At 52.3% G+C, this 20528-nt stretch carries 22 protein-coding genes; 14 read left to right on the plus strand and 8 right to left on the minus strand.

The window, feature by feature from the left end; genetic code table 11:
* Positions 1–5 precede the first annotated feature (5 nt).
* Both H6853_04665 and H6853_04670 read left to right on the plus strand, forming a co-directional pair.
* Positions 6–1316, plus strand: coding sequence for an HlyD family type I secretion periplasmic adaptor subunit (locus H6853_04665; GenBank protein ID USO02845.1), 1311 nt, complete (start codon positions 6–8; stop codon positions 1314–1316).
* Positions 1313–3568 carry an adenylate/guanylate cyclase domain-containing protein gene (locus H6853_04670; GenBank protein USO02846.1) on the plus strand — a complete coding sequence of 752 codons (2256 nt, stop codon included), beginning with the start codon at positions 1313–1315 and terminating at the stop codon, positions 3566–3568. The genes H6853_04665 and H6853_04670 overlap by 4 nt, the downstream gene beginning before the upstream one ends.
* Here the strand turns inward: H6853_04670 and H6853_04675 are convergent, their stop codons facing one another.
* Both H6853_04675 and H6853_04680 read right to left on the minus strand, forming a co-directional pair.
* Complete coding sequence (locus H6853_04675) at positions 3569–6775, minus strand: FG-GAP repeat protein (protein USO02847.1); 3207 nt, start codon at positions 6773–6775, stop codon at positions 3569–3571.
* A 159-nt stretch (positions 6776–6934) separates the two neighbouring features.
* Positions 6935–8155, minus strand: a complete 1221-nt coding sequence (locus tag H6853_04680) for an EAL domain-containing protein (GenBank protein ID USO02848.1) — start codon at positions 8153–8155, stop codon at positions 6935–6937.
* Between the two features lie 167 nt (positions 8156–8322).
* Between H6853_04680 and H6853_04685 the strand changes: the two genes are divergently transcribed.
* The 7 genes from H6853_04685 (at position 8323) to rodA (ending at position 14635) form a co-directional block, all read left to right on the plus strand.
* The gene (locus H6853_04685) at positions 8323–8718 is read left to right on the plus strand and encodes a DUF3307 domain-containing protein (GenBank protein USO02849.1); all 396 of its coding nucleotides are present in this window, start codon (positions 8323–8325) and stop codon (positions 8716–8718) included.
* A gap of 78 nt (positions 8719–8796) precedes the next feature.
* Positions 8797–8922, plus strand: coding sequence for a 50S ribosomal protein L36 (gene rpmJ, locus H6853_04690; GenBank protein ID USO02850.1), 126 nt, complete (start codon positions 8797–8799; stop codon positions 8920–8922).
* Between the two features lie 162 nt (positions 8923–9084).
* Entirely contained in the window at positions 9085–10125 is a 1041-nt protein-coding gene (locus tag H6853_04695; GenBank protein USO02851.1) for a rod shape-determining protein, read from the plus strand.
* 186 nt (positions 10126–10311) lie between these two features.
* Complete coding sequence (gene mreC, locus H6853_04700; GenBank protein ID USO02852.1) at positions 10312–11097, plus strand: rod shape-determining protein MreC; 786 nt, start codon at positions 10312–10314, stop codon at positions 11095–11097.
* Positions 11098–11117: 20 nt separating this feature from the next.
* Entirely contained in the window at positions 11118–11648 is a 531-nt protein-coding gene (mreD, locus tag H6853_04705) for a rod shape-determining protein MreD (protein USO02853.1), read from the plus strand.
* Positions 11649–11676: 28 nt separating this feature from the next.
* Positions 11677–13509, plus strand: a complete 1833-nt coding sequence (gene mrdA, locus H6853_04710) for a penicillin-binding protein 2 (GenBank protein USO02854.1) — start codon at positions 11677–11679, stop codon at positions 13507–13509.
* A complete protein-coding gene (rodA, locus tag H6853_04715; GenBank protein ID USO02855.1) occupies positions 13502–14635 on the plus strand; it encodes a rod shape-determining protein RodA in 1134 nt (377 codons plus the stop codon). The genes mrdA and rodA overlap by 8 nt, the downstream gene beginning before the upstream one ends.
* Before the next feature lie 20 nt (positions 14636–14655).
* On the opposite strand, the gene grxD is transcribed toward rodA, so the two are convergent.
* The 3 genes from grxD to H6853_04730 all read right to left on the minus strand — a co-directional run bounded on the left by grxD (position 14656) and on the right by H6853_04730 (position 15621).
* Complete coding sequence (grxD, locus tag H6853_04720; protein ID USO02856.1) at positions 14656–14997, minus strand: Grx4 family monothiol glutaredoxin; 342 nt, start codon at positions 14995–14997, stop codon at positions 14656–14658.
* Between the two features lie 63 nt (positions 14998–15060).
* The gene (locus H6853_04725) at positions 15061–15291 is read right to left on the minus strand and encodes a BolA family transcriptional regulator (GenBank protein ID USO02857.1); all 231 of its coding nucleotides are present in this window, start codon (positions 15289–15291) and stop codon (positions 15061–15063) included.
* A complete protein-coding gene (locus H6853_04730; GenBank protein USO02858.1) occupies positions 15292–15621 on the minus strand; it encodes a DUF1476 domain-containing protein in 330 nt (109 codons plus the stop codon).
* A 107-nt stretch (positions 15622–15728) separates the two neighbouring features.
* On the opposite strand from H6853_04730, the gene H6853_04735 reads away from it, so the two are divergent.
* Positions 15729–16586, plus strand: a complete 858-nt coding sequence (locus tag H6853_04735) for a phosphoribosylaminoimidazolesuccinocarboxamide synthase (protein USO02859.1) — start codon at positions 15729–15731, stop codon at positions 16584–16586.
* Here the strand turns inward: H6853_04735 and H6853_04740 are convergent.
* Both H6853_04740 and H6853_04745 read right to left on the minus strand, forming a co-directional pair.
* Positions 16583–17371 carry an NAD kinase gene (locus H6853_04740; protein USO02860.1) on the minus strand — a complete coding sequence of 263 codons (789 nt, stop codon included), beginning with the start codon at positions 17369–17371 and terminating at the stop codon, positions 16583–16585. The genes H6853_04735 and H6853_04740 overlap by 4 nt on opposite strands.
* The gene (locus H6853_04745; GenBank protein USO02861.1) at positions 17350–18000 is read right to left on the minus strand and encodes an orotate phosphoribosyltransferase; all 651 of its coding nucleotides are present in this window, start codon (positions 17998–18000) and stop codon (positions 17350–17352) included. The genes H6853_04740 and H6853_04745 overlap by 22 nt, the downstream gene beginning before the upstream one ends.
* Before the next feature lie 136 nt (positions 18001–18136).
* On the opposite strand from H6853_04745, the gene H6853_04750 reads away from it, so the two are divergent.
* The gene (locus tag H6853_04750) at positions 18137–18511 is read left to right on the plus strand and encodes a hypothetical protein (GenBank protein USO02862.1); all 375 of its coding nucleotides are present in this window, start codon (positions 18137–18139) and stop codon (positions 18509–18511) included.
* Here H6853_04750 and H6853_04755 read toward each other — a convergent pair.
* Positions 18501–19157 (minus strand): helix-turn-helix transcriptional regulator, encoded by a 657-nt coding sequence (locus tag H6853_04755; protein ID USO02863.1) that lies wholly within the window; start codon positions 19155–19157, stop codon positions 18501–18503. The genes H6853_04750 and H6853_04755 overlap by 11 nt on opposite strands.
* Positions 19158–19399: 242 nt before the next feature.
* Here H6853_04755 and H6853_04760 point away from each other — a divergent pair, with 242 nt between their 5' ends.
* Genes H6853_04760 through H6853_04770 form a run of 3 tightly spaced genes read left to right on the plus strand, consistent with a single transcriptional unit; the run spans position 19400 to position 20528 of the window.
* Positions 19400–19861, plus strand: coding sequence for a hypothetical protein (locus H6853_04760; GenBank protein USO02864.1), 462 nt, complete (start codon positions 19400–19402; stop codon positions 19859–19861).
* Positions 19858–20265, plus strand: coding sequence for a hypothetical protein (locus H6853_04765; protein ID USO02865.1), 408 nt, complete (start codon positions 19858–19860; stop codon positions 20263–20265). The genes H6853_04760 and H6853_04765 overlap by 4 nt, the downstream gene beginning before the upstream one ends.
* The gene (locus H6853_04770; GenBank protein ID USO02866.1) at positions 20253–20528 is read left to right on the plus strand and encodes a hypothetical protein; all 276 of its coding nucleotides are present in this window, start codon (positions 20253–20255) and stop codon (positions 20526–20528) included. Before H6853_04765 ends, H6853_04770 begins: the two co-directional genes overlap by 13 nt.

Raw genomic sequence — 20528 nt, forward strand, 5'->3', positions numbered from 1 at the left:
GCGGCATGACAGACGAAACAGACTTTATGGACGAACTGGAGGCGGCGACGCGGCTGAAGCCGTCGGACAGCTCTCATTTTATGCTGCTTGCCGTGGCTTCGTTGGTGGGTGCTTTTATCGTCTGGGCCGGCTTTTCAGAAATCGAAGAACGCATTCGCGGCGGCGGGCAGGTGGTGCCGACAAGTGAAATTCAGGTGGTACAATCTCTGGAAGGCGGCATTTTGAGCGAGCTTCTTGTCAGTGAAGGGGCCGTTGTCGAAAAAGATCAGGTTTTGCTGCGGATCAGCGATGTGGCGTCCGCTTCGGAAGAGCGCGGGGTGGAGGCGCGGTCGGTCGCGCTCAAGGCCAAGCGCGCGCGGCTGAAGGCAGAGGCGGATGGAAGCGAGTTTTCTTTATCCGAAGACATTCGTAAAAAAGCACCCAAGATTGCGGAGAATGAAGAGGCTCTTTATCACTCCCGCCAGCAGGAACTCGACAATGCACAATCTATTTTGGAAGACAAGATTTCCCGTGCGAGCGCGGGGCTTGCGGAAGTGCGCGCTAAAATTGCGCGTTTGGCGGACAGTCGGACCCTCCTTCAAAAAGAGCTGACGATTACCCGTGAAATGGTCAAGAAAAGAGCCGTGCCGCAGCTTGAGGAAATCAGGCTGACACGGGAGCTGAACGATATCTCCGGCCAGATACGGGAGGCCAGTCAAAAACGCAGCGGGCTGGAGGCTGAACTCAGGGCCGCCAGGAAAGAGCGCGAAGACCAAAGGGCCAAGTTTCATACGCAGGCTTTGGGCGAACTGAACGAAGTTGAAACGAGCATTAAACAACTGGATGAAAACCTGACCACGATTGGGGACCGGGTTTTTCGATCCGAAATTCGTTCTCCGGTGAACGGGGTGGTAAACAAAATTACGCTCAAAACGATTGGAGGTGTCGTCGAACCGGCCATGCAGCTTGTGGAGATCGTTCCATTGGACGATGAATTGAAGATCATGGCGCGCGTGCCGCCGCATGAAATTGCTTTCCTGCATCCGGGGCAGGATGTCAACGTTAAGATCACCGCTTACGATCCGCAGCGTTACGGGTCCTTAAAGGGAAATCTGGTGCGGATCGGCGCGAACAGCGTCACGGACCGTGAGGGAAACGTCTTTTTTGAAATTGAAGTGCGAACGGATAAAAACTATCTGGGCACAGAGAGAAAACCGCTTCCTATTACGCCGGGGATGGTTGCGGAAACAGAAGTCATTACGGGCAAACGCACGATTTTGGAATATTTGTTGAAACCTATCTTGCGTGCACGCGATCGCGCTTTGACGGAGAGATGATAAAATTTCTCACGAATAAATGGATACATATTCTTATCCTTTTCGGGCTTTTGGGTGCCGGCGTTTATTTCAGCGGTTCCTCTCACGAACTGCGCAAGCGTCTCCAGTACGCAACGTTCGACAGTTTTAACCGGCTGCACCCGCGCCCGCCTTCCGGTGACGTGGTCATTATAGATCTGGATGAAGAATCCCTGAAGGTCATGGGGCAATGGCCGTGGCCGCGCAGCGTGATAGCGGACATGGTCGGCACGCTTAAAGAACTGGGCGCAAAAGTCATTGCTTTCGATATTGTTTTTGCCGAGAAGGACCGCACCTCTCCTGCGCTTGTAGCGGCAACGCTCCCCGAGGAAGGGTATGACGATATTCGCCAGCGGCTGAAAGAGCTGCCGGACAACGATGAGATTTTTGCACAGGCTATCCGGGAAGCCGGAAACGTTGTAACCGGTTTTACACGCGCCCGCCCCGAAGAAACGCTGCGCCGTCCGTTTCAGACAGGCAAGCCGACCTTCCTGATGAAAGATAAAACCCCTTTTTTCAGGGACGGGTTTTCAGTGCCCGGCGTGGCGACAAACCTGCCGGAATTTTCCTCTTCGGCGGCGGGAAACGGAAGCTTTATGGCGACTCCGGACGTCGACGGGATTATCCGGGAAGTTTCTTTACTTGTGCGCTACCCGCCGGAGAATACCAAAGGCATTGAACCGGAGCTTTATCCCATGCTGGGGATCGAAGCCTTGCGGGTTTATATCAATAAAAAAGCGCGTCTTGTGCTGCGCCAGCGCAAGGATAAAACGGCTCTGGATACGAATTACCTGATTAAAATCGCCGGGCTGGACGTGCCGATCGAGAGCGATTCAAAACTCTGGGTGTATTACCGCGATATTGCGCAGGAAGAATATATTTCCGCGCAAAGGCTTTTTAATCCGGCGGAAAAAGAGCGGCTGCGCGAACGCCTGAAAGATAAAATCGTTTTCGTCGGGACAAGCGCGGAAGGGTTAAGAGATATCCGTTCCACGCCGCTGGATATTTTTGTGCCGGGCGTGGAGGTCCACGTGAATATTGTCGAGCAAATCCTGCAGGGGAAATATCTCAAACGTCCTGATATTATCGTTGGCGTGGAAGCTCTCATTATCGGTCTGGCCGGATTTTTGATTATTGTTCTGGCGCCTTTTATCAATGTGATATGGCTCGCGCTGTTTACGGCGATCTTGATGGGCGGGATGTTTCTGGGTTCGTGGGAAGCCTATACGCGCATGGGGATTTTGCTGGACCCCGTTTATCCGAGCGCGGCGCTGTCCGTTTTGTTTCTGGTGTCTTCCCTGCTCAGCTACATTCGCAGCGAATCCGAGCGGCGGCAGGTTCGCCAGGCCTTCGGCCTTTATATTTCGCCAAGCTTTATGGAGGAGTTGACGAAAAACCCGGACAAACTGAAACTGGGCGGAGAGGTTCGGGACCTTACGGTGATGTTCACCGATATCCGGCGGTTTACAAGCATATCGGAAAATCTGACGCCGGAAGAGCTGATCCACCTGATGAACGATTTCCTGACGCCTATGTCCGACACGGTCATGGAAAATCGCGGCACGATCGATAAATATATGGGCGATGCCATGATGGCCTTCTGGAACGCGCCGCTGGATGACAAAGACCACGCGCGCCATGCCTGCATAAGCGCGCTGAAAATGAAGGAGGCGCTGGGGCCGATCAACCGGAAGCTTGAAGCGCGGGCCGAAGAAGAGGGGCGGGAGGCGCTTCTTTTGAGCGCGGGGATCGGGATTAACACAGGGCCCTGCAGCGTCGGGAATATGGGGTCCAGACAGCGCTTCGCCTATTCGGCGCTGGGGGATGCCGTCAATCTGGCCTCCCGTCTGGAAGGGCAGACAAAAACATATGGCGTGGATATTCTGGTGGGGGAAGACACGCGCAACGTCGTTCAGGAAATGGCTTTCATCGAACTGGACCTTTTAAAGGTGAAGGGGCGGGAAAACGCCCTGAAGGTTTTTACGCTTCTCGGGGATGAATCCTTTGCCGGGGAAGACGGTTTCAGGCGATGGGAAACCCTTCACAACGGCATGCTTGCGGCTTACCGCGCAGGGGATTTCGATTGCGCCGCGCAGGACTTAAAGGAGGCGCGCGCAGCGGCAGACGGACAGCTTTCTTTCTATTACGATCTGTATATGGAACGTATTGTAGACCTTGTAAAAAACCCGCCCCAGGCGCCCTGGGACGGGGTTTTTGAAGCCAAGAGCAAGTGATTAAACGACGTACTGGAATGTTAAGGGGTTGGTATTATCAATGAGAAGCTGGTAGCCCCCAACAGTGAACGTATCATAGCCTCCTCCTGATCCGATGGAGACAGCGCCGCCCGCCAATGTTCCAAGCGCCGTAGCAATATCTGCAGCATCATCGTTTGCATAAGGATCACCCAGTATACCATCATCAATGACAAGATCGGAGAAATCATTACTGAAATCAATCTTTAGCTCTCCCGTATCGCTGGATTTGAGCATATTGAAAATATTTTCAACCGTCAGCGTGAGGGTGGGGCCGGGGCCCAACGCTGATCCTTGCAGGTAAATTTCTTCAATGCCGGAGATTCTTTCATAGTCGATATTGCTGAAATCAAGAGAGCTGTCAATCCTAAGCGTATCGTAACCCAGCCCGCCGTCAATATCCTGAAAGAGGGTGTTGCTGAGGAATATTTCATTGTCCCCATGGCCGCCGCGGAAGCTCAGGCCGGCAAATCCGTTATCGCTGAAATTGTCGCTGCCGCTCATGTCAACCAGATGCTGGCTGTTTGCGCTGGCGGAAACGTTTCCTGCACCGCCGTTTGCATCCAGCCCATATCCGTCCCTGACATAGTTCGTGTTTCCGACCTCACGGCCGTTTACAACGATAACCTGACCGTCTCCGAGCGTATCACTATTGATATCATAGCTGGAGATTCCGATAGCCATGTCGTCAAATCCGTCTCCGTTGGCGTCGCCGACAGAAGAAATGGAAATATCGGAGCCTGCGGCAATTCCTTCATAGCTCATTTTGAACGCCTTTGACGGATCGTTCAACTCGGCCAGAGTCATGTTGATCGGGGTATCGTCCCCAAAAACGACGTATATGTCAGCCCTCGATCCGTTTTCCACCGCGATGGCAAAATCGTCATACCCGTCCGCGTTGAAATCGCCGACACCGCCGCCACCCATGATCCTGTGGGCGTCTGTGGAGATTTCGTAGCCTGTTCCGCCTGCGTAGAGCCGGGCTGTGTCCGTGCTTTCCGTTCCGATGATCAGGTCGCTTTTTCCATCGCCGTCAAAATCACCGATGGCGGAGAGGCCGGATCCGAACTGGTCTCCCACATTTGTGCCAAAAAGGTCTGTTATTGTCGATCCGTCGCTCTTGTAAATGCTCACTTTGCCTGTAAGGCTGTTGTGGCCGCTGGCGCCAACGGCATAGTCGGATTTCCCATCGCTGTCAAAATCACCCAGCCCGATCACGGATTCGCCAAAACGGTCCCCGGCAGCGGCGCCGTTAACGCGTGTTCCGGTAAAGCCGGTGGATACGTCTTCCGTGCCTATTATGGTTCCCATGTGGCCTGTCAGAATAAAGGCGGAGCCGGTATTCGTCGCTGTTCCCGGTGCGCCGATAATCACATCGGCATAGCCGTCATTGTCTATGTCCCCGATAGCGGAAACGGAATGGCCGGCCAAGTCGGCAGGGTTTAAGCCGCCGAGTGCAATGGAATTGACGGGGTTATCCCCACTCACAATAAAGGCATTTCCTGTCGCGTTGTTTTGGCCTTGTCCGACCAGGTAGTCGTTTACGCCGTCCCCGTTGAAATCGCCGATACCGGAGATGGCCGCATGGTCAAATCCCGTGCCCGTGCTGGGGTTTGCAAAAATCGCCAGCTCTCCCTGATCGGCATCAACGTCCGCAAAGGAAACAATGTTCGTATCGTTCAGCGTAGAAACCAAGCCGCTCAGGTTTCCGGATGAATTCCCGTACATAATGTAGCTATGATTTTCTCCAGCGGCGGTTGAGTTGTTCGTAAACATGAAATCCGCATAGCCGTCATTATTTGCGTCCCCGACGGCGCTGATGGAATGGCCTATCTGGTTGTTAATATTATCCACGATGTGGCTGACACCCGGACTGCCCGCTCCATTGGTCAGGTCCAAACCGGGTGTGCCGGTGCTGCTGCTACTGCTGCCACTGCTGCCGCCGCCGTTATTAATAACACTGGGTGGCGGTGGTGGCGGTGGAAGTCCCTCGCCGTGAGGGGGGCCCATGTGCGTTCCCGGCAGCGGCCCATGATTTTTGCCGCCCTCTCTGGCAGGGTCGCCATGTCGCATGTCGGCCATCGGCGCGGGCTCTTTTGCTCCCTGAACGTCCTGATGGAAAACCGGATCCTTCATCATGATCTCTTCGGCCTGCGGATCTTCGAACGTATCCTGACCGTTGTCTTCGGTCTGCGCCTCCGTGTCTGCGTCTGCCTGTGCTTCCGCATCTGCTTCCGCGTTTGCGGCTTCTTCATTATGCCCCTGCTCTTTTGCCGTATCCTGAATGGCGTTGTAGAAGGTCGGCGCGACATCGCTCAGCGATCCAAATCTTCCGCCGATATCCTGTGCTTTCAGAACACCGAGATCCTCAATCGCATTGTTGAAGCCGTTCAATTTAACAGTCTCAAACTGGACGGAAAGCGTGTGTTCACCGCTGCCATTTTTGACAACGATTGCGCCTTCGATAACGGTAATTTCGCTTTCGCCGCCGGCGTTGATGTGGCCGGCAATAATCGTCCCCCGAATACCGATAGACCCGACGGGGGTGTCAATCTGAACGTCATCGGGATCGTCGCGCCCGATCAATCCGCTGGTAAAGACGAAAACACCGCGCAGGACGGAAAGGTTGGTCGCGCCGCTTTCCGTCGAGGAGTCAAACTTGTATTCATCCACGGCCATGCGGGCGTTTTCGCTGATCGCCATGCTGGTTTCGTCTATAAAGACAATGTTGACGGCGCCTTCGCCGCTGGTTTCGATAATATCTCCCTGATAAACCGGCGTGCCGATCGTAACAGGGTCGCTTGTTCCGTCTGCGTGTGTGACGGTCGCCTCGCCTTTAACTTCTTCAATGGCTCCAACCGGGCTTTCATCCGTCGCGGAGGAATTGGCTGCGAATTGTGCGGGGGAGCGAACAAAAGAATCAACAAGCTGGGGGGTCAAAACGCCGCCATCGGGGGATTCGATGGCAGGCGCGGGATCTGCCAGAAAGTAGCCTTCAACCACAACGGTGGCACCGTCAGGGCTTTCTAAAACCAGATCATTTCCGTCACGGGACATATCCGCATTCGAAATAAAGCCGTTTCCGGGGACCTCAACGAGGCTTTGCCCTTCGGCTGAAATGACTTCAACAGGGCCCTCTTGTTGGCTGTTTTCTGATTGCGGCAAATCGCCGTGCGGTGTGTGTGCCATGATATTTCCCCCATCTCCCCTTAAATTCTATCCCTTTAATTCCCTGATTTAACAGGGGGCTGCAGGCGTAATTGTACACCCATCCTTCCTATTTTACGGACTAATATTTAAAAGGAGCTAAAATTTACATAAAATTTTATGTAGTTTGCGACCCGGCTTTCAGTTGCCGAGGTCTTTGGGCGTCCAGTTCGTCACAAGCTTTGTGACATCGGCTTCAGCCAGTGGTTTGGCGAAATAATATCCCTGTGCGCTTTCGCAACCCATTTCGGAAACAAGAGCGGCTTCCTCTATTGTCTCGACGCCCTCGGCGATCGTGCGCATATTCATGTTGTGTCCAAGGGAAACGATTGATTTCACGAGTTCTTTGGCTGTTTCGTCCTTATGCATATTTCGGACAAAGGACTGGTCGATTTTCAGCGTATCAATCGGATAATAGTGGAGATAACTTAAAGAGGAATATCCGGTTCCAAAATCGTCAATCGAAATGCCAAGGCCCGCTTTCCGGCACATGTTAAGGGTTTCTTTTGCGTTGTCCGGCTGGCTCATCAAAAGGCGCTCGGTGATTTCGAGATGGACTTTATCGGGCCGGACATCTGTAGAACTCAGGATATTGTAGAGTTGTTCAATGAAATTTTTTTCAGCAAAATCTGTGCTGGAAAAATTGACGCTCATAAAAAACCTGTTGTCGTACCCGGCCTGTCCGCCAATACGTTTGAGCGCGTTGCAGGACTCCCGCAAGGCCCAGCGGCTGGCTTCTACAATAAGCCCGCTATCTTCCGCAACGGGAATGAACACGCCCGGGGAAATCGGTCCTTTTTCGGGATGCATCCAGCGCATCAGGGCCTCAAACCCTTCGACTTCACCGGTTTTAAGGTCGATAATGGGCTGGTAGTGCAGGGATAGCTGCCCTGTTTCCAGCGCCGTTTTAAATTCGTTCGCAATCTTGATCGTTTCCACGGCATTTGTTTGCTCGACATGTTCGCGTTCGAGATCTTCAGGGGTCGGGAAGGTTCCCGGTTCCCGGAAAATAGCGGCGCGGGTCAGCATGTCGCGGTAACGGGTGAGAATAATCTGGGCGATCATGCGGATGACGGGATCCGAATTTTTCAGCCGGCGGTTAAAATCCTCGCGGCTGATTTCAAGGAGTGTACAATCTTCAACAGCCTTGACGGTCGCAACCCTCGGCTCGTCATCAACGATGGCCATTTCTCCGATAACGGCCCCTTTCCCGCGCGTGGCCACGCGCTGGACAAGCCCGTTCGCTTTTTCAATCAGAATTTCAACCTGGCCCTCTTCTATGATATAGGCGCATTCACCACGCTCGCCTTGAGACATGATAACCTCGCCTGCCTGAAAAACCTTTTGGGATTGTTGTTCCATTTTTAAAGAGAAGCCTGGATGTTATGTTTCACTCCATCCTACTATGCGCGAGAATGGTTAGCGTATGGTTAATGATGAAAGGGTTTAAGGCGAAAATCAATAGACTTGGAATTTTTATGATTCAAAGGCATAATGACTCCTGATTACAGTTACGGAAGTTTCTTTTAATGAGCCCTTTCCTTCTCCTTTTTTTATATGTTGCCTTCAGGCTCAAGCAGCTTACATGCGATTTTCTGCTGCAAACCGACTGGATGGCGCTGAACAAGGGAAAGCCCGGAAAAGAGGGCTACAGGGCGCTGTTTTCTCACACCGTTATCCATGCGATTGGCACCACGCTGATTGTGCTGGCTTTTGCGCCCACGCTCTGGTGGCTGGGGGCGCTGGACTTCCTGATACACAGCATCATTGACAGAACGAAAGGCGTTTTAACTTATGAAAAAGGATGGAAGCCTGCCAATACCATGTTCTGGTGGGCGTTCGGTCTGGATCAGGAAGCCCATAATTTAACGCATCTTGCCTTTGTGCTCCTTATTCTCATGGATAAGGGGGGGATCGTTCTTTAAAACCTTTGCTTGACAAAGGATGCGGCTCCCCTGTACTGTCCCGCATTATTCGAGACTATAGCGGATGTGGACGAGATTATGAAAGTTGCCAACTCATTGAAAACATTAAAAAAACGTGATCGTAACTGTCGCGTTATTCGCCGTCGCGGACGGGTTTATGTGATTAACAAAGTCAATAAACGCTTCAAAGCGCGTCAGGGATAAGTTTTATAACGCCGGATAAGGGGCCCGCCGGGTTTGTGTGGCGGGCTTTTTTGTGCCTTGTCTTATAAAGACAATCTCTTGGTGCAAGGGGCTTTTAACTCTGCTATAGATCAGCAGTTCGATAAATTAGGAAACAACAAACGATAAAGGATTGCCTAACCTATGTTTTCCAAGCTCTTCGGCTTTATGTCTGCCGATATGGCCATTGACCTGGGGACAGCGAATACGCTTGTCTACGTGCGCGATCAGGGCATTGTCCTGAACGAGCCTTCCGTGGTTGCCATTTCCATGCATGCCGGGAAAAAGCAGGTTCTTGCCGTAGGAAACGAAGCCAAGCAGATGCTGGGCCGGACGCCGGGAAATATTGTGGCCACGCGGCCTTTGCGCGACGGGGTGATTGCGGATTTTGACGTTACGGAAGCGATGATTAAGCATTTCATCCGCAAGGTGCATAACAGGCGCTCTTTTGTGTCTCCTAAAATGGTGATTTGCGTGCCTTCCGGCTCAACGGCCGTGGAGCGGCGGGCCATTCAGGAATCTGCAGAAAGCGCGGGGGCCAGCGAGGTTTATCTGATTGAAGAACCGATGGCGGCAGCCATTGGCGCAGGACTCCCCGTGACGGAGCCGACGGGTTCCATGGTTGTGGATATCGGCGGGGGCACGACGGAAGTGGCGGTGATTTCCCTGGGCGGGATCGTTTATGCCAAATCCGCCCGGGTCGGGGGCGATAAAATGGACGAGGCGATTATCGCCTATATCAGACGCGTTCATAATCTTTTGATCGGGGAGAGTACGGCCGAGCGCATTAAAAAAGAGGTCGGGTCGGCTTGCCCTCCGGCAGACGGGGAGGGCCGCGAAATGGAGATCAAGGGACGCGATCTGATGAACGGCGTTCCGAAGGAAATCGTTATTACGGAGCGCCAGATCGCCGAGGCTTTGGCCGAGCCTGTCGGACAGATCATCGAAGCCGTGAAGGTCGCGCTGGAACATACGGCGCCTGAACTGGCCGCCGATATTGTCGAAAAAGGCATTGTGCTCACAGGCGGCGGGGCGCTTTTGACGAATCTGGATTATGTCCTGCGCCATGCAACGGGGCTGGCCGTGACCATCGGAGATGATCCGCTTTCTTGTGTGGCGCTGGGAACCGGGCATGCGATGGAAGAAATGAGAACGCTCAAAACCGTCCTGATCGGTTCTTATTAGGTCACAAGAACCCGCTTTACTTCATAACGCTGTGTTTTCCTGTTTATTCTTTATAGCGCTTCCATTGCGGGACGTGTCGTTTTCCGTTAAATTGTTCATGTGAAACGTAGAACAAAATCAAAGGTTTTTGCCCGTCTGGTTCCTTATGGCTTTTTCTGGCTAAGGAGCGGTTCTCTCTTTTTTCTGTTGCTTGCAACTTTCCTGCTGGCCGTTTCCTTTGTGCGTCCCGGTACTTTTTCCGGGGCGCGGGTAGGGGCTGTCGATCTCCTTTCTCCTCTTTTAACGGCCCTGAGCCAGCCTTTCATCAATGCTGCCGATTTTGTGGGGAATGTTTCGGGAATGGCGGAATTGCGGGCTGAAAATGCCCGGCTTGAAGCCGAGAATGCCCGTCTTAAAGAGTGGTATCAGACAGCGTTGGTTTTGCAGGCGGAAAACCAGTCTTTGCAGGCTCTCCTTAATTTGCAAGTGGAGGCGCATCATAATTTTGTTTCCGCCAGGGTGATTTCCGATTCCGGCAGGGCGTATGTCAAAACGGTTTTGATTGCCGCAGGGCGTGAGGCCGGAGTTGAAAAAGGCGGAGCCGTATTGTCCGGAGAGGGGCTTTTGGGCCGGATTATTGAAACCGGAGAAAAGGCGTCCCGTGTTTTGCTGTTATCCGATTTTAACTCCCGCGTGCCTGTCCTGATGGAGGGGACGCGGCAAAGGGCGATATTAACCGGCACAAACCGCCGTTTTCCGACGCTTACGCATTTGCCGCCGGATATGCCGATGCGTGAAGGGATCAGGATTGTCACATCCGGTCATGGCGGCCTTTTCCCGCCGGGCCTTCCTGTCGGGGAAGTGAGTATCGGAGAGGACGGCTTGCCTTATGTACGCCCCTTTGCGGATATGGACCGTGTCACCTATGTTCGTGTTCTGGATGCGCCTCTGGATCCCAATCTTCGCCGCGGGCGCATCGGCCCCGAAGATTAGGCCGATGTTTTTGACTGTTTATGTTTGATTTTTTTTCTTTTGAACGTCTGGATTTTTTGTGGCGGCTGGCTTTGGCGCATGTCCTGACCTTTTGTCTTGTTTTTCTAAATTTTGTCAGTTTTCCTTTTCCTTATATGGGAGAGGTGCGCCCCCTTTTCTTTCTGATGGCCGTTTTTTACTGGGCCGTTTACAGGCCGACGCTCATGCCCTCGGCGTTTGTTTTTGTGATCGGGCTGGCTATGGATATTTTGTCCGGATTCCCCCTTGGGCTGAATGCATTTCTCTTTGTCGCGGCGCAATGGCTTGTCCGCTCCCAGCGGCTTTTCCTGATGGGGCAGTCTTTCCTGATGCTATGGGCCGGTTTTATGGTGACGGCCTTTCTGGTCGTTTTCGTCCAATGGAGCTTTTTTTCCATTGTAAGCCGTTCCCTTTCTTCCCTATGGCCGGCCTTGATGGAAGCGGGCGTCAGTATTTTAATTTTCCCGCTTATGAGCCTGCTCTTTATTTCTGTTCACAGGCTTTTGCCGCATCTTCACAAGTCTCTGGCCTAGCGAAGGAAGCCGCATTATTCTGGCCGCTATGGATAAAGGGGACGATCGTGCAAAAACATTTACCCGCCGGGCTTTTATAATAGGCGCGGCGCAGGGGCTTTTTCTGTCCGTATTGGGGGGACGGCTGGCATGGCTTCAGGTCGTGCAGGGGGGACATTACAAGATTTTGTCTGAAAACAACCGTATCAATGTCAAAATGATTGCGCCTTCCAGAGGGCAGATTGTAGACCGGTTTGGCGTACCGCTGGCCGTCAATAACCAGAATTTCAGGGTTTTGATTGTCCCCGAGCAAATAGACGATATTTCCAAAGTGCTTCAAAAGTTAAGCGCGGTGATAGATCTGGATGAAAAATCGATCCAAAAAGTTTTATCCCAAGCAAAAAAGTCTGCCGGTTTCGTTCCTTTGGAGGTGAGGGACGACCTAAGTTGGGAAGATGTTGCGAAGATAGAAGTTAATCTTGTCGATCTGCCCGGTATCAGCACCGAGGCCGGTGAAATTCGAAACTATCCTTTCAAGGAGGCAACGGCTCATATCGTCGGATATGTCGGCGCGGTCAATAAAGCCGAACTTACAGGAGATCCCGTTTTCACCCTGCCGGGATTTCGAATCGGGAAAACCGGTATCGAAAAGGCTTACGACACAAGACTCCGCGGGACATCGGGGACTTCGGAAATGGAAGTGAATGTCATTGGCCGCGAAGTGCGTGAATTGAAGAATAATGAGGAAAAACAAGGAGAGCGGATTTCGCTGTCCATTGACGCGGAGCTTCAACGCTATACGCAGCAACGCCTGTCTGAAACGCGCAGCAGCAGCGCCGTCATTATGGATGCCCATAGCGGCGCGCTTTATGCATCCTGTTCTCACCCCGGTTTCGATCCTAATTTGTTTACACGGGGGATCAGCGCTGAAAACTGGGAAGAACTTCTGGCGGAGAGTACCCATCCTCTGACAAATAAAGCGATTGCAGGACAGTATCCTCCGGGGTCCACTTTTAAAATGGTCACAGCGCTGGCGGCTTTGGAGGCAGGTGTTATCCATGCCGGGACCCGTGTTTTTTGCCCGGGACATTATGAATACGGGAAGGACCGTTTTCATTGCTGGAAAAGGACGGGGCATGGGTCTGTCGATTTGGTGGGAGCCCTTATGCAATCCTGCGATACGTTTTTTTATAAACTGTCAACGGATCTGGGGATTGAAAAAATTGCCGAAATGGCGCACCGGCTCGGGCTGGGACAAAAGATTGATTTTGAACTTTCCGAGGAACGGCCGGGCCTGATCCCTGATAAAAAATGGAAACTTGCCCGCTTTGGAGAATCCTGGCAGCCGGGTGAAACAATCGTCGCCAGTATCGGTCAGGGCTATCTGCTCTCAACACCTCTCCAGCTTGCCGTTATGACGGGACGCCTGATAAATGGCGGGCAGAGGGTCAAGCCCTGGCTTGTGACGCCTCCTTCGCAGAGTGAAGGAAAGCAGGAGAGTTTGAATATTGATCCTGCACATCTTAAGTTGATAAAGCGCGGAATGGACGGGGTTGTGAACAGGCGGGAAGGGACCGCTTATGCAGCGCGCATTACAGAGCAGGGGATGGAGATGGGCGGAAAAACCGGAACGGCGCAGGTCAAACGGATTACACGTGAAGAACGGCGCCGGGGGATCAAAAACGAGACATTGCCGTGGCACTTCCAGCATCATGCCCTTTTTGTCGGCTACGCGCCCATCGAAAACCCGCGTTATGTTTGCTCCGTTGTCGTCGAGCATGGCGGGGGCGGCAGCGCCGTTGCAGCGCCTATTGCGCGTGACCTTTTATTGAGGACGCAGATCAGAAATCCTGCTTCCGACGGAGAGGAAAACAATGGTTAGGTCTTCCGTAAAAATACATGACGACTCCTCTTTTCTTCATAAAATTTCACAGATCAGCTGGGGTTTTTTGGGGGCGATTGTCCTTCTGGCCTGTATGGGTTTTGTTGCCCTTTATTCTGCAGGAAACGGAAGTTTCGAACCCTGGGCTTCCCGCCAGATTATCCGTTTTTCGGCCGGTTTTATCGTTTTGCTTGTGGTGGCGTTCATTGATATTCGCTGGTGGTACCGGCTGGCTTATCCCGTTTACTTCGCGGGACTTTTCCTGCTCGTCATTGTGGAGGGTATGGGCCATATCGGCATGGGGGCGCAGCGCTGGATCAATCTCGGGTTTATCCAGATCCAGCCTTCCGAGTTCATGAAAATCGCCGTTGTGATGGCGCTGGCAAAATATTTTCATATGGCTTCTATAGAGGACATGCGCCATATCCGTTTTCTGGTCCCGGCGGCGCTTCTGATTCTGGCGCCTGTCGGGCTTGTCCTTTTGCAGCCCGATCTGGGAACATCCCTGATGATCGTTATGGCGGGGATTGCGATGCTGTTTCTGGCCGGTGCGCCGTTGATGTATTTTATCATAGGCGGCGTGGCCGCCGTGGCTGCTGCGCCCATCGGGTGGATGTTCATGCACGAATACCAAAAAAAGCGTGTTCTGACTTTTTTAAATCCGGAATCGGATCCGCTGGGGTCCGGGTATCACATTATGCAGTCTAAAATTGCCCTTGGGTCCGGGGGCATTGAAGGAAAAGGTTTTATGAAAGGGACGCAGAGTCACCTGAATTTCCTGCCGGAAAAACAAACGGACTTTATCTTTACCCTCTGGGCGGAGGAATGGGGCCTGCTCGGCGGCGTGTTCCTGCTGCTGGTCGTCGGGGTCATACTCGGCTACGGAATTCGCATTGCCATGCGTTGCCGCCATGCTTACGGGCGTCTTCTGGCCTTTGGCCTGACCGTTAATTTCTCGCTCTATGTGTTTATCAACACGGCGATGGTGATGGGGCTTATCCCTGTCGTCGGCGCGCCTCTTCCGCTGGTGTCTTACGGAGGAACCTCCATGCTGGCTGTGATGGTCGGATTCGGCCTTATTCAGTCCTGCAGCGTTTACCGGGACGGGAAGTTACCAAGAATGTGAAGTTACCAAGAATGTGAAGATCAGGCGGCGTCCGCGTTCGCGGCAATGCCTTTATCGGACAGGAGCTTTTGCAGCTCGCCCGTTTCATACATTTCCCGGACAATGTCACAGCCGCCGACGAATTCCCCCTTCACGTAAAGCTGCGGGATGGTCGGCCAGTCCGTGAAATCCTTAATGCCCTGCCGGAGAGTGCTGTCTTCCAGAACGTTGAAGTCTTTAAAAGGTGTGCCGAGCTGCGAGAGAATCTGGACCACGGCCGATGAAAAACCGCATTGGGGAAAAGCGGCCGTCCCTTTCATGTAGAGAACAACGTCGTTTTCGGAAATTTCCCTGCGGATACGGTCAAAAATCACATTTTCCATGAGTGGTTCCTTTTGCCCCGGTTTATAGCAATGGAACGGGGAGGGCACAACAATTATCGATGTCTAAGACGCAGAAGTCCGGATGGCGAGAGCGTGGAGTTCGTCCCCCATTTTTCCCTTCAGGGCTGCATAAACCATCTGGTGTTGTTTTACACGCGAAAGGTCCCTGAAAGCCGGGGAGGTGACATAGGCGGCGTAATGTTCCCCGTCGCCGCGCAAATCTTCTATTTTGACCTGTGCTTCCGGCACGCCATCCAGAATCATCTCTTTGATCATTTTGGCGTCCATGCCCATTTAGGCGCCCGTTTCGGACAGGATTTGCTTTTTAGCCTCTGCAAAGAGTTCTTCCAGCTTGGAGTCCAGAATATGATCGGAAATATCCAGACCTTTGGCTTCAATATCCGGTTTTACGGCCCGCTTGACATCGTCAAAGCCCGATTCTTCGAGGTTGGCGGACACAACCGTCCCGGCGTAGGCTTTGGCCTCTTCGGCGCTCATGCCCATTTTCTCCGCAAGCCAAAGCCCGAAAAGCTTGCAGCAGCGCGCCTCCGCCTTGAACAGGAGGGCTTCATCGTGGGCGAATTTACTCTCAAATGCGGATTCCCGCTCGTCCATTTTGTCCATCGGATTTTCTCTAATTATGTTTACAAATGACCCGTTTTGATTTGTAACATTTGAAAGATATGAAATCCATTGTTATATGAAGTGTACAAAAAAAACAGGTGGTTTGAATGAACAAGCGTAGACAGATTTATGAAGGCAAGGCCAAAATCATTTATGAAGGGCCGGAAGCCGGGACTTTAATCCAGTATTTCAAGGACGATGCAACAGCGTTCAACGGCAAGAAATTTGCGCAGATCGCAGGGAAAGGGGTCCTGAACAACCGGATATCTTCCCATATTATGACCAAACTGGAAGGGATGGGGATACCGACCCACTTTCTCAAAGCGCTGAACATGCGTGAGCAGCTTGTACGGGAAGTGGAGATTATTCCATTGGAAGTTGTTGTGCGGAATGTGGCGACCGGTTCCCTGACCAAGCGTCTGGGACTTAAGGAAGGGACAATATTGCCGCAGCCATTGATTGAGTTTTTCTATAAAAAAGACGAACTGGACGATCCGATGGTCAGCGAAAACCACATTGTCACGCTGGGGTGGGCCGATCCCTATGAACTGGAAGAGATCATCGGGCAGGCTTTCCGCGTGAACGATTTTTTAAGCGGCCTGTTTTCGGCCATCGGCCTGAAGCTTGTCGATTTCAAGCTCGAATTCGGCCGGCTCTGGGGCGAGAATGACGAGCTTTATATTATTTTGGCTGACGAAATTTCGCCCGATAACTGCCGTCTCTGGGATGAAAAAACAGGAGAAAAACTGGACAAGGACCGTTTTCGTCAGGATATAGGGGACCTTGTGGAAGGCTATCAGGAAATCGCAAAACGACTCGGCCTGATTCCGCAAACGGGGATTATCGAAGACGGCGCCGTGAACGAAAAAATCATGGAAGATTTGGGGATGATTGAAAACGAACTTGCGGCGGAGCGGAAACTGCGCTCGGTTAAAGCGTCTTCATCAAAACCGCGAAAAGCCTAGGGCAAGAACTGTTCTTTTAGAATGCGTTCTTCAAGGTGCTGATCCGGATCGAACAGGAGTGTGCAGCGAATCTCTCTTGACTGGTGCATGCTGACGGTCCTGATGTTTCGGAATTCTGTGGAGTCTGCGGTTACGCTGACGGGTCTTTTGTCGGGTTCCAGAATATCAAACTTTACATTGGCATGGTGTGGCAAAAGCGCGCCGCGCCAGCGGCGGGGGCGAAAGGCGCTGATCGGCGTGAGGGCCATGACATTGGCGCCCAGCGGCAAAATCGGACCGTCCGCCGACAGGTTGTAGGCCGTGCTTCCGGCCGGCGTCGAAAGCAGGATGCCATCGCAAACCAGCTTGGGAATGCGTTCGACATCATCAACCGAAATTTTTATTTTTGCCGTCTGGCGGGTCTGGCGGAGAAGGGATACTTCGTTAAAGGCCAGCGCTTCTTTTAAGTCACCTTCCTGATCGGTTGCGCACATGCGTAAAGGATGAATATCGACGCGGCTTGCGTTCGAAAGCCGCTCATGAAGGTCGTCCGGCGCGTACGGGTTCATCAAAAAACCGACCGAGCCGAAATTCATTCCGAAAACGGGTTTGCCTGTATCGTATGTTTTGTGAAGCGCCTCAAGCATCGTGCCGTCTCCTCCCAGGACAACGACCGTGTCGGATTCTTCCAGAGAGCAGCCACCATATTTTTTTTCAAGCTGTTTGCGGGCGGCCTGCGCCTCTTTTGTTTGCGCGGCGAAGAACGTGATTTTCGGCAGGGCGTTCATGCTCTTTTTTTCGCCCATTCTTCGGAGTTGCCCAGATAAAGTTCAACAGAGTTGAGGGTGGCAGGGTCAAAATAATTTTCTTTTTTGGCCACGCTTAAAACATCCCACCAGTTGGCCAGATTATGAAGGGTCAGCCCCATTTCTTCATTTTCTTTTATAACTTCCGGACGGATGCCGTAATCGAAGACAACAAAGAAATTTTCGACGATCGTTCCCGCATTGCGCAGGGCATCGACAAAAACCTGTTTGCTGGCGCCGAAATTTTGCAAGTCTTCCACCAGAAGGACGCGCGGGTGGCTCCCTTCTTCAAGATGCCCTTCAATCTGGCTCATGCGGCCATGGCCTTTGGCTTTTTTGCGCACGTAAATCATGGGCTTGTTCAGGCGTTCCGCGATAAAAGCGCCATAAGGAATGCCGGCCGTTTCGGCCCCTGCCACGATATCAATATCAAGGTCTTTTAACAGGCTGCTCCCAAAATCCATGAGACGGGAGCGCGCATCGGGGAAAGAAAGCAGGCGGCGGCAGTCAATATAGACAGGGCCGACATTTCCCGAAGCGTACCGAAAGGGTTCCTCCGCGTTAAACAGGACCGATTTTGTGTCCAGCAGGATTTTGGCAGACTCGGCGGCAATCTGTTTTTTATCCATTATCTTTCTCCGTAAGTTTTTACCACACTACATGGAGAACACAGAGGCTTCCACAAAGAAAATATTTGACATAACTATAAAATCGTGGTTTTCTGTCCATGATTGACTGTAGCGGAATGCATAAAAGGGGTAGGTCATGGGTAACGAGGGAACTGTTTACGAGGGCATTTTGGTTTCTCTTTTTATGGATAGAGCTGAAATAGACAAGCTGGAAAAAGTTACAGAAGCTTATTTGGGTTCTCCCTGTTCACCAGCGGATGTAAACGAGGCTATCAACAGTGTAATGAGAGATTTTCATTCGGACGCTACACGTATTGGTGTCAGGATTACCGCGCCAACAGATGCTAATCCCAAGATTGCCAAATTGCCTGAAATGCTTGTGAAACAATTTAATCAACAGCCGGGCGTTCAGGTAACGTTAGGCGATACGGTTCGATTTCTTGGTGTGTCTCAAGAGAGCGGTGAACTAACAGTAGATTGTATTCTGGCGAAACTGGTGCCTACTGGCTGACCCAGATCACGCGGCCGAACCAGTCTATTTCATCCGTGGAGAGCGCGCAGTCTTCGTGGGCGGGGTTCAGGGATTTAAGCTCAAACCGTTTGCTTGTTTTGCGGCGTAATTCCTTTACCATGACCTCGCCTTCAACGGTTCTCACCACAATCCTGTCGCCGCGCCGCAAGGGGGCGTTCGGGGAGATCACCAGAATATCTCCTTTGCGGTAAAGCGGGGCCATTGAATCGCCGCTGACCTCCAGCGCATAAATATGTTTGCCGCTGTTCGTATCAAATTCGGGAAAGCGCACTTCGTCCCATGCGTCTCCGGCCGGCAGGCCGTCTTCATCGAAATAACCTTTACGGCCGGCCTGTGCAAGGCCGATCACGGGAATCGCATTGAAAGGCTCCGGACCTGCTTTTTCAAGATGATCCTCGCTGTCGACGAGGGACAGAAAATCCGACATCGTGGCGCCGGTGGCGAGCAAAATACGCGAGATGCTTTCGGTCGAAGGCCATCTGGGCTTGCCGTCCGGGCTGATCCGTTTGCTCTTGTTAAAAGAGGTTGCATCAAGGCCCGATTGCTTGGCCAGACCGGAGGGGGAATAACCGAAACTGTCTGCCAGGCGGTCAATCGCGCGCCATATGTTTTCGTGGGTCAGCATCTCGTCATTTCCATTTATCTTTGCACATCGTTATTCGTCGCTCATGTACGGATTTGTACACTTCGCTTCTCATGCCTTGTGCAAAAATAAAGCGAAATGACGACCTTTTTATAGGCTTACATTCCTACGCCCGTCTGTAAATAAGAAAAAATTCCTATTTTTTTCTTGACTCTGGATTTTAACTCTAGCATAAAGGAGAACATAAAGGGAACAAATTTATCTAAAAACAGGAACCTCCAAAAATGAATCAACAGGACAAGGACACGCTTTCTTCGCAAGCGGATCAGGAAACCACCCCGTTTGAAAGCGCCGCCGAGGCGTGGTTCTGGTTTATCCAGGCACAGGCCGCCCGCAATGACGGGGCGCGGTTTACCGCCGGTATGGGGCTTGTGATACGTCCTTGCGAGCCGTCCGATATTTTGAACGTTTTAAACCGGCTTCACCGCAGCCGCAGGCTTTTGATGGACCATCTGATGGTGCTGCGTCATTACGGACGCCGCCAGATGGTTCCGGATCCGCGCCGCGTAAAGGAAGTGCGCGCCTATCATCTATGGCAGGAAGCCCTGGAACGTATCGAGCCGATTCTGGTTCGCAAGGGCATTGTGCGCGCCAAAACGCTCTGCGCCCCTCATCCCAATAAATTCTGGTCGCACGGCGCAACGGTTTATCAAGGGGGGCATTATCAGGAAAGGATGGAAATATGAGCAGTCTGTCGGAAGAGGGTGTTTCGCAAAAAGCATGGGTTGTCTTTAGCGGGCAAACAGAATTTTTATGGCTTAAATTTTTACGGCCCGGCTTTCGTCATTGCTATGTCCTTTTAAATGACGGAGAGCGCTGGAGCAGTGTGGACCCGCTTTCACATTTTACGGAGGTGGCCATTCACCACCACGTCCCGCCGGATTTCGATTTGCCTGCATGGCTTGAATCGAGGGGGCTGAAGCCTGTTTTTGCGCCTCTCCGGCGGCCCCTTAAAAAACCGGCGCCGCTTATGCTTTTTACCTGCGTGGAGGCCGTAAAACGGATTTTGGGTATTCACCGGCGCTTCATTCTGACGCCGTGGCAACTTTACAAATATTTAGAAAAAGGAGATTCATCATGGGCAGCATAAGCAAGCCACCCAAGGCCCCAAGGGCCGTACAAACTTCCGTCGTCTATGTACCGCAGGCCGTCGCGGCGCCGGAAACAACGTCCGTATCGGCGGTGGAAAACACACAGGCAGAGCCAAGCGAAGAAGAGCAGCGCACGGAATTGCGCCGCAAGAATCTTTTGCGCCGAAATCGTGGAAAACTTGGAACAATCCTGACCGGTTTTCGCGGGGTGCTTGGGCGGGTTAACGAGTCCGGTCATCAAAAAACATTGCTGGGAGAATAA

The sequence above is a fragment of the Rhodospirillales bacterium genome (assembly GCA_023898765.1).
GTDB lineage: Bacteria > Pseudomonadota > Alphaproteobacteria > Micavibrionales > Micavibrionaceae.

Bases quoted from the DNA above. Each gene is read 5' to 3' on its own strand.
- mrdA (USO02854.1), top strand. From the start codon at position 11,677: ATGGATAAAGGGGACGATCGTGCAAAAACATTTACCCGCCGGGCTTTT.
- grxD (USO02856.1), bottom strand. From the start codon at position 14,997: ATGGAAAATGTGATTTTTGACCGTATCCGCAGGGAAATTTCCGAAAAC.
- H6853_04765 (USO02865.1), top strand. From the start codon at position 19,858: ATGAGCAGTCTGTCGGAAGAGGGTGTTTCGCAAAAAGCATGGGTTGTC.
- H6853_04725 (USO02857.1), bottom strand. From the start codon at position 15,291: ATGGGCATGGACGCCAAAATGATCAAAGAGATGATTCTGGATGGCGTG.
- H6853_04750 (USO02862.1), top strand. From the start codon at position 18,137: ATGGGTAACGAGGGAACTGTTTACGAGGGCATTTTGGTTTCTCTTTTT.
- H6853_04685 (USO02849.1), top strand. From the start codon at position 8,323: ATGAGCCCTTTCCTTCTCCTTTTTTTATATGTTGCCTTCAGGCTCAAG.
- H6853_04770 (USO02866.1), top strand. From the start codon at position 20,253: ATGGGCAGCATAAGCAAGCCACCCAAGGCCCCAAGGGCCGTACAAACT.
- H6853_04670 (USO02846.1), top strand. From the start codon at position 1,313: ATGATAAAATTTCTCACGAATAAATGGATACATATTCTTATCCTTTTC.
- mreD (USO02853.1), top strand. From the start codon at position 11,118: ATGTTTGATTTTTTTTCTTTTGAACGTCTGGATTTTTTGTGGCGGCTG.
- H6853_04665 (USO02845.1), top strand. From the start codon at position 6: ATGACAGACGAAACAGACTTTATGGACGAACTGGAGGCGGCGACGCGG.
- H6853_04760 (USO02864.1), top strand. From the start codon at position 19,400: ATGAATCAACAGGACAAGGACACGCTTTCTTCGCAAGCGGATCAGGAA.
- H6853_04735 (USO02859.1), top strand. From the start codon at position 15,729: ATGAACAAGCGTAGACAGATTTATGAAGGCAAGGCCAAAATCATTTAT.
- H6853_04695 (USO02851.1), top strand. From the start codon at position 9,085: ATGTTTTCCAAGCTCTTCGGCTTTATGTCTGCCGATATGGCCATTGAC.
- rodA (USO02855.1), top strand. From the start codon at position 13,502: ATGGTTAGGTCTTCCGTAAAAATACATGACGACTCCTCTTTTCTTCAT.
- H6853_04730 (USO02858.1), bottom strand. From the start codon at position 15,621: ATGGACAAAATGGACGAGCGGGAATCCGCATTTGAGAGTAAATTCGCC.
- H6853_04680 (USO02848.1), bottom strand. From the start codon at position 8,155: ATGGAACAACAATCCCAAAAGGTTTTTCAGGCAGGCGAGGTTATCATG.
- H6853_04745 (USO02861.1), bottom strand. From the start codon at position 18,000: ATGGATAAAAAACAGATTGCCGCCGAGTCTGCCAAAATCCTGCTGGAC.
- H6853_04740 (USO02860.1), bottom strand. From the start codon at position 17,371: ATGGGCGAAAAAAAGAGCATGAACGCCCTGCCGAAAATCACGTTCTTC.
- rpmJ (USO02850.1), top strand. From the start codon at position 8,797: ATGAAAGTTGCCAACTCATTGAAAACATTAAAAAAACGTGATCGTAAC.
- H6853_04675 (USO02847.1), bottom strand. From the start codon at position 6,775: ATGGCACACACACCGCACGGCGATTTGCCGCAATCAGAAAACAGCCAA.
- H6853_04755 (USO02863.1), bottom strand. From the start codon at position 19,157: ATGCTGACCCACGAAAACATATGGCGCGCGATTGACCGCCTGGCAGAC.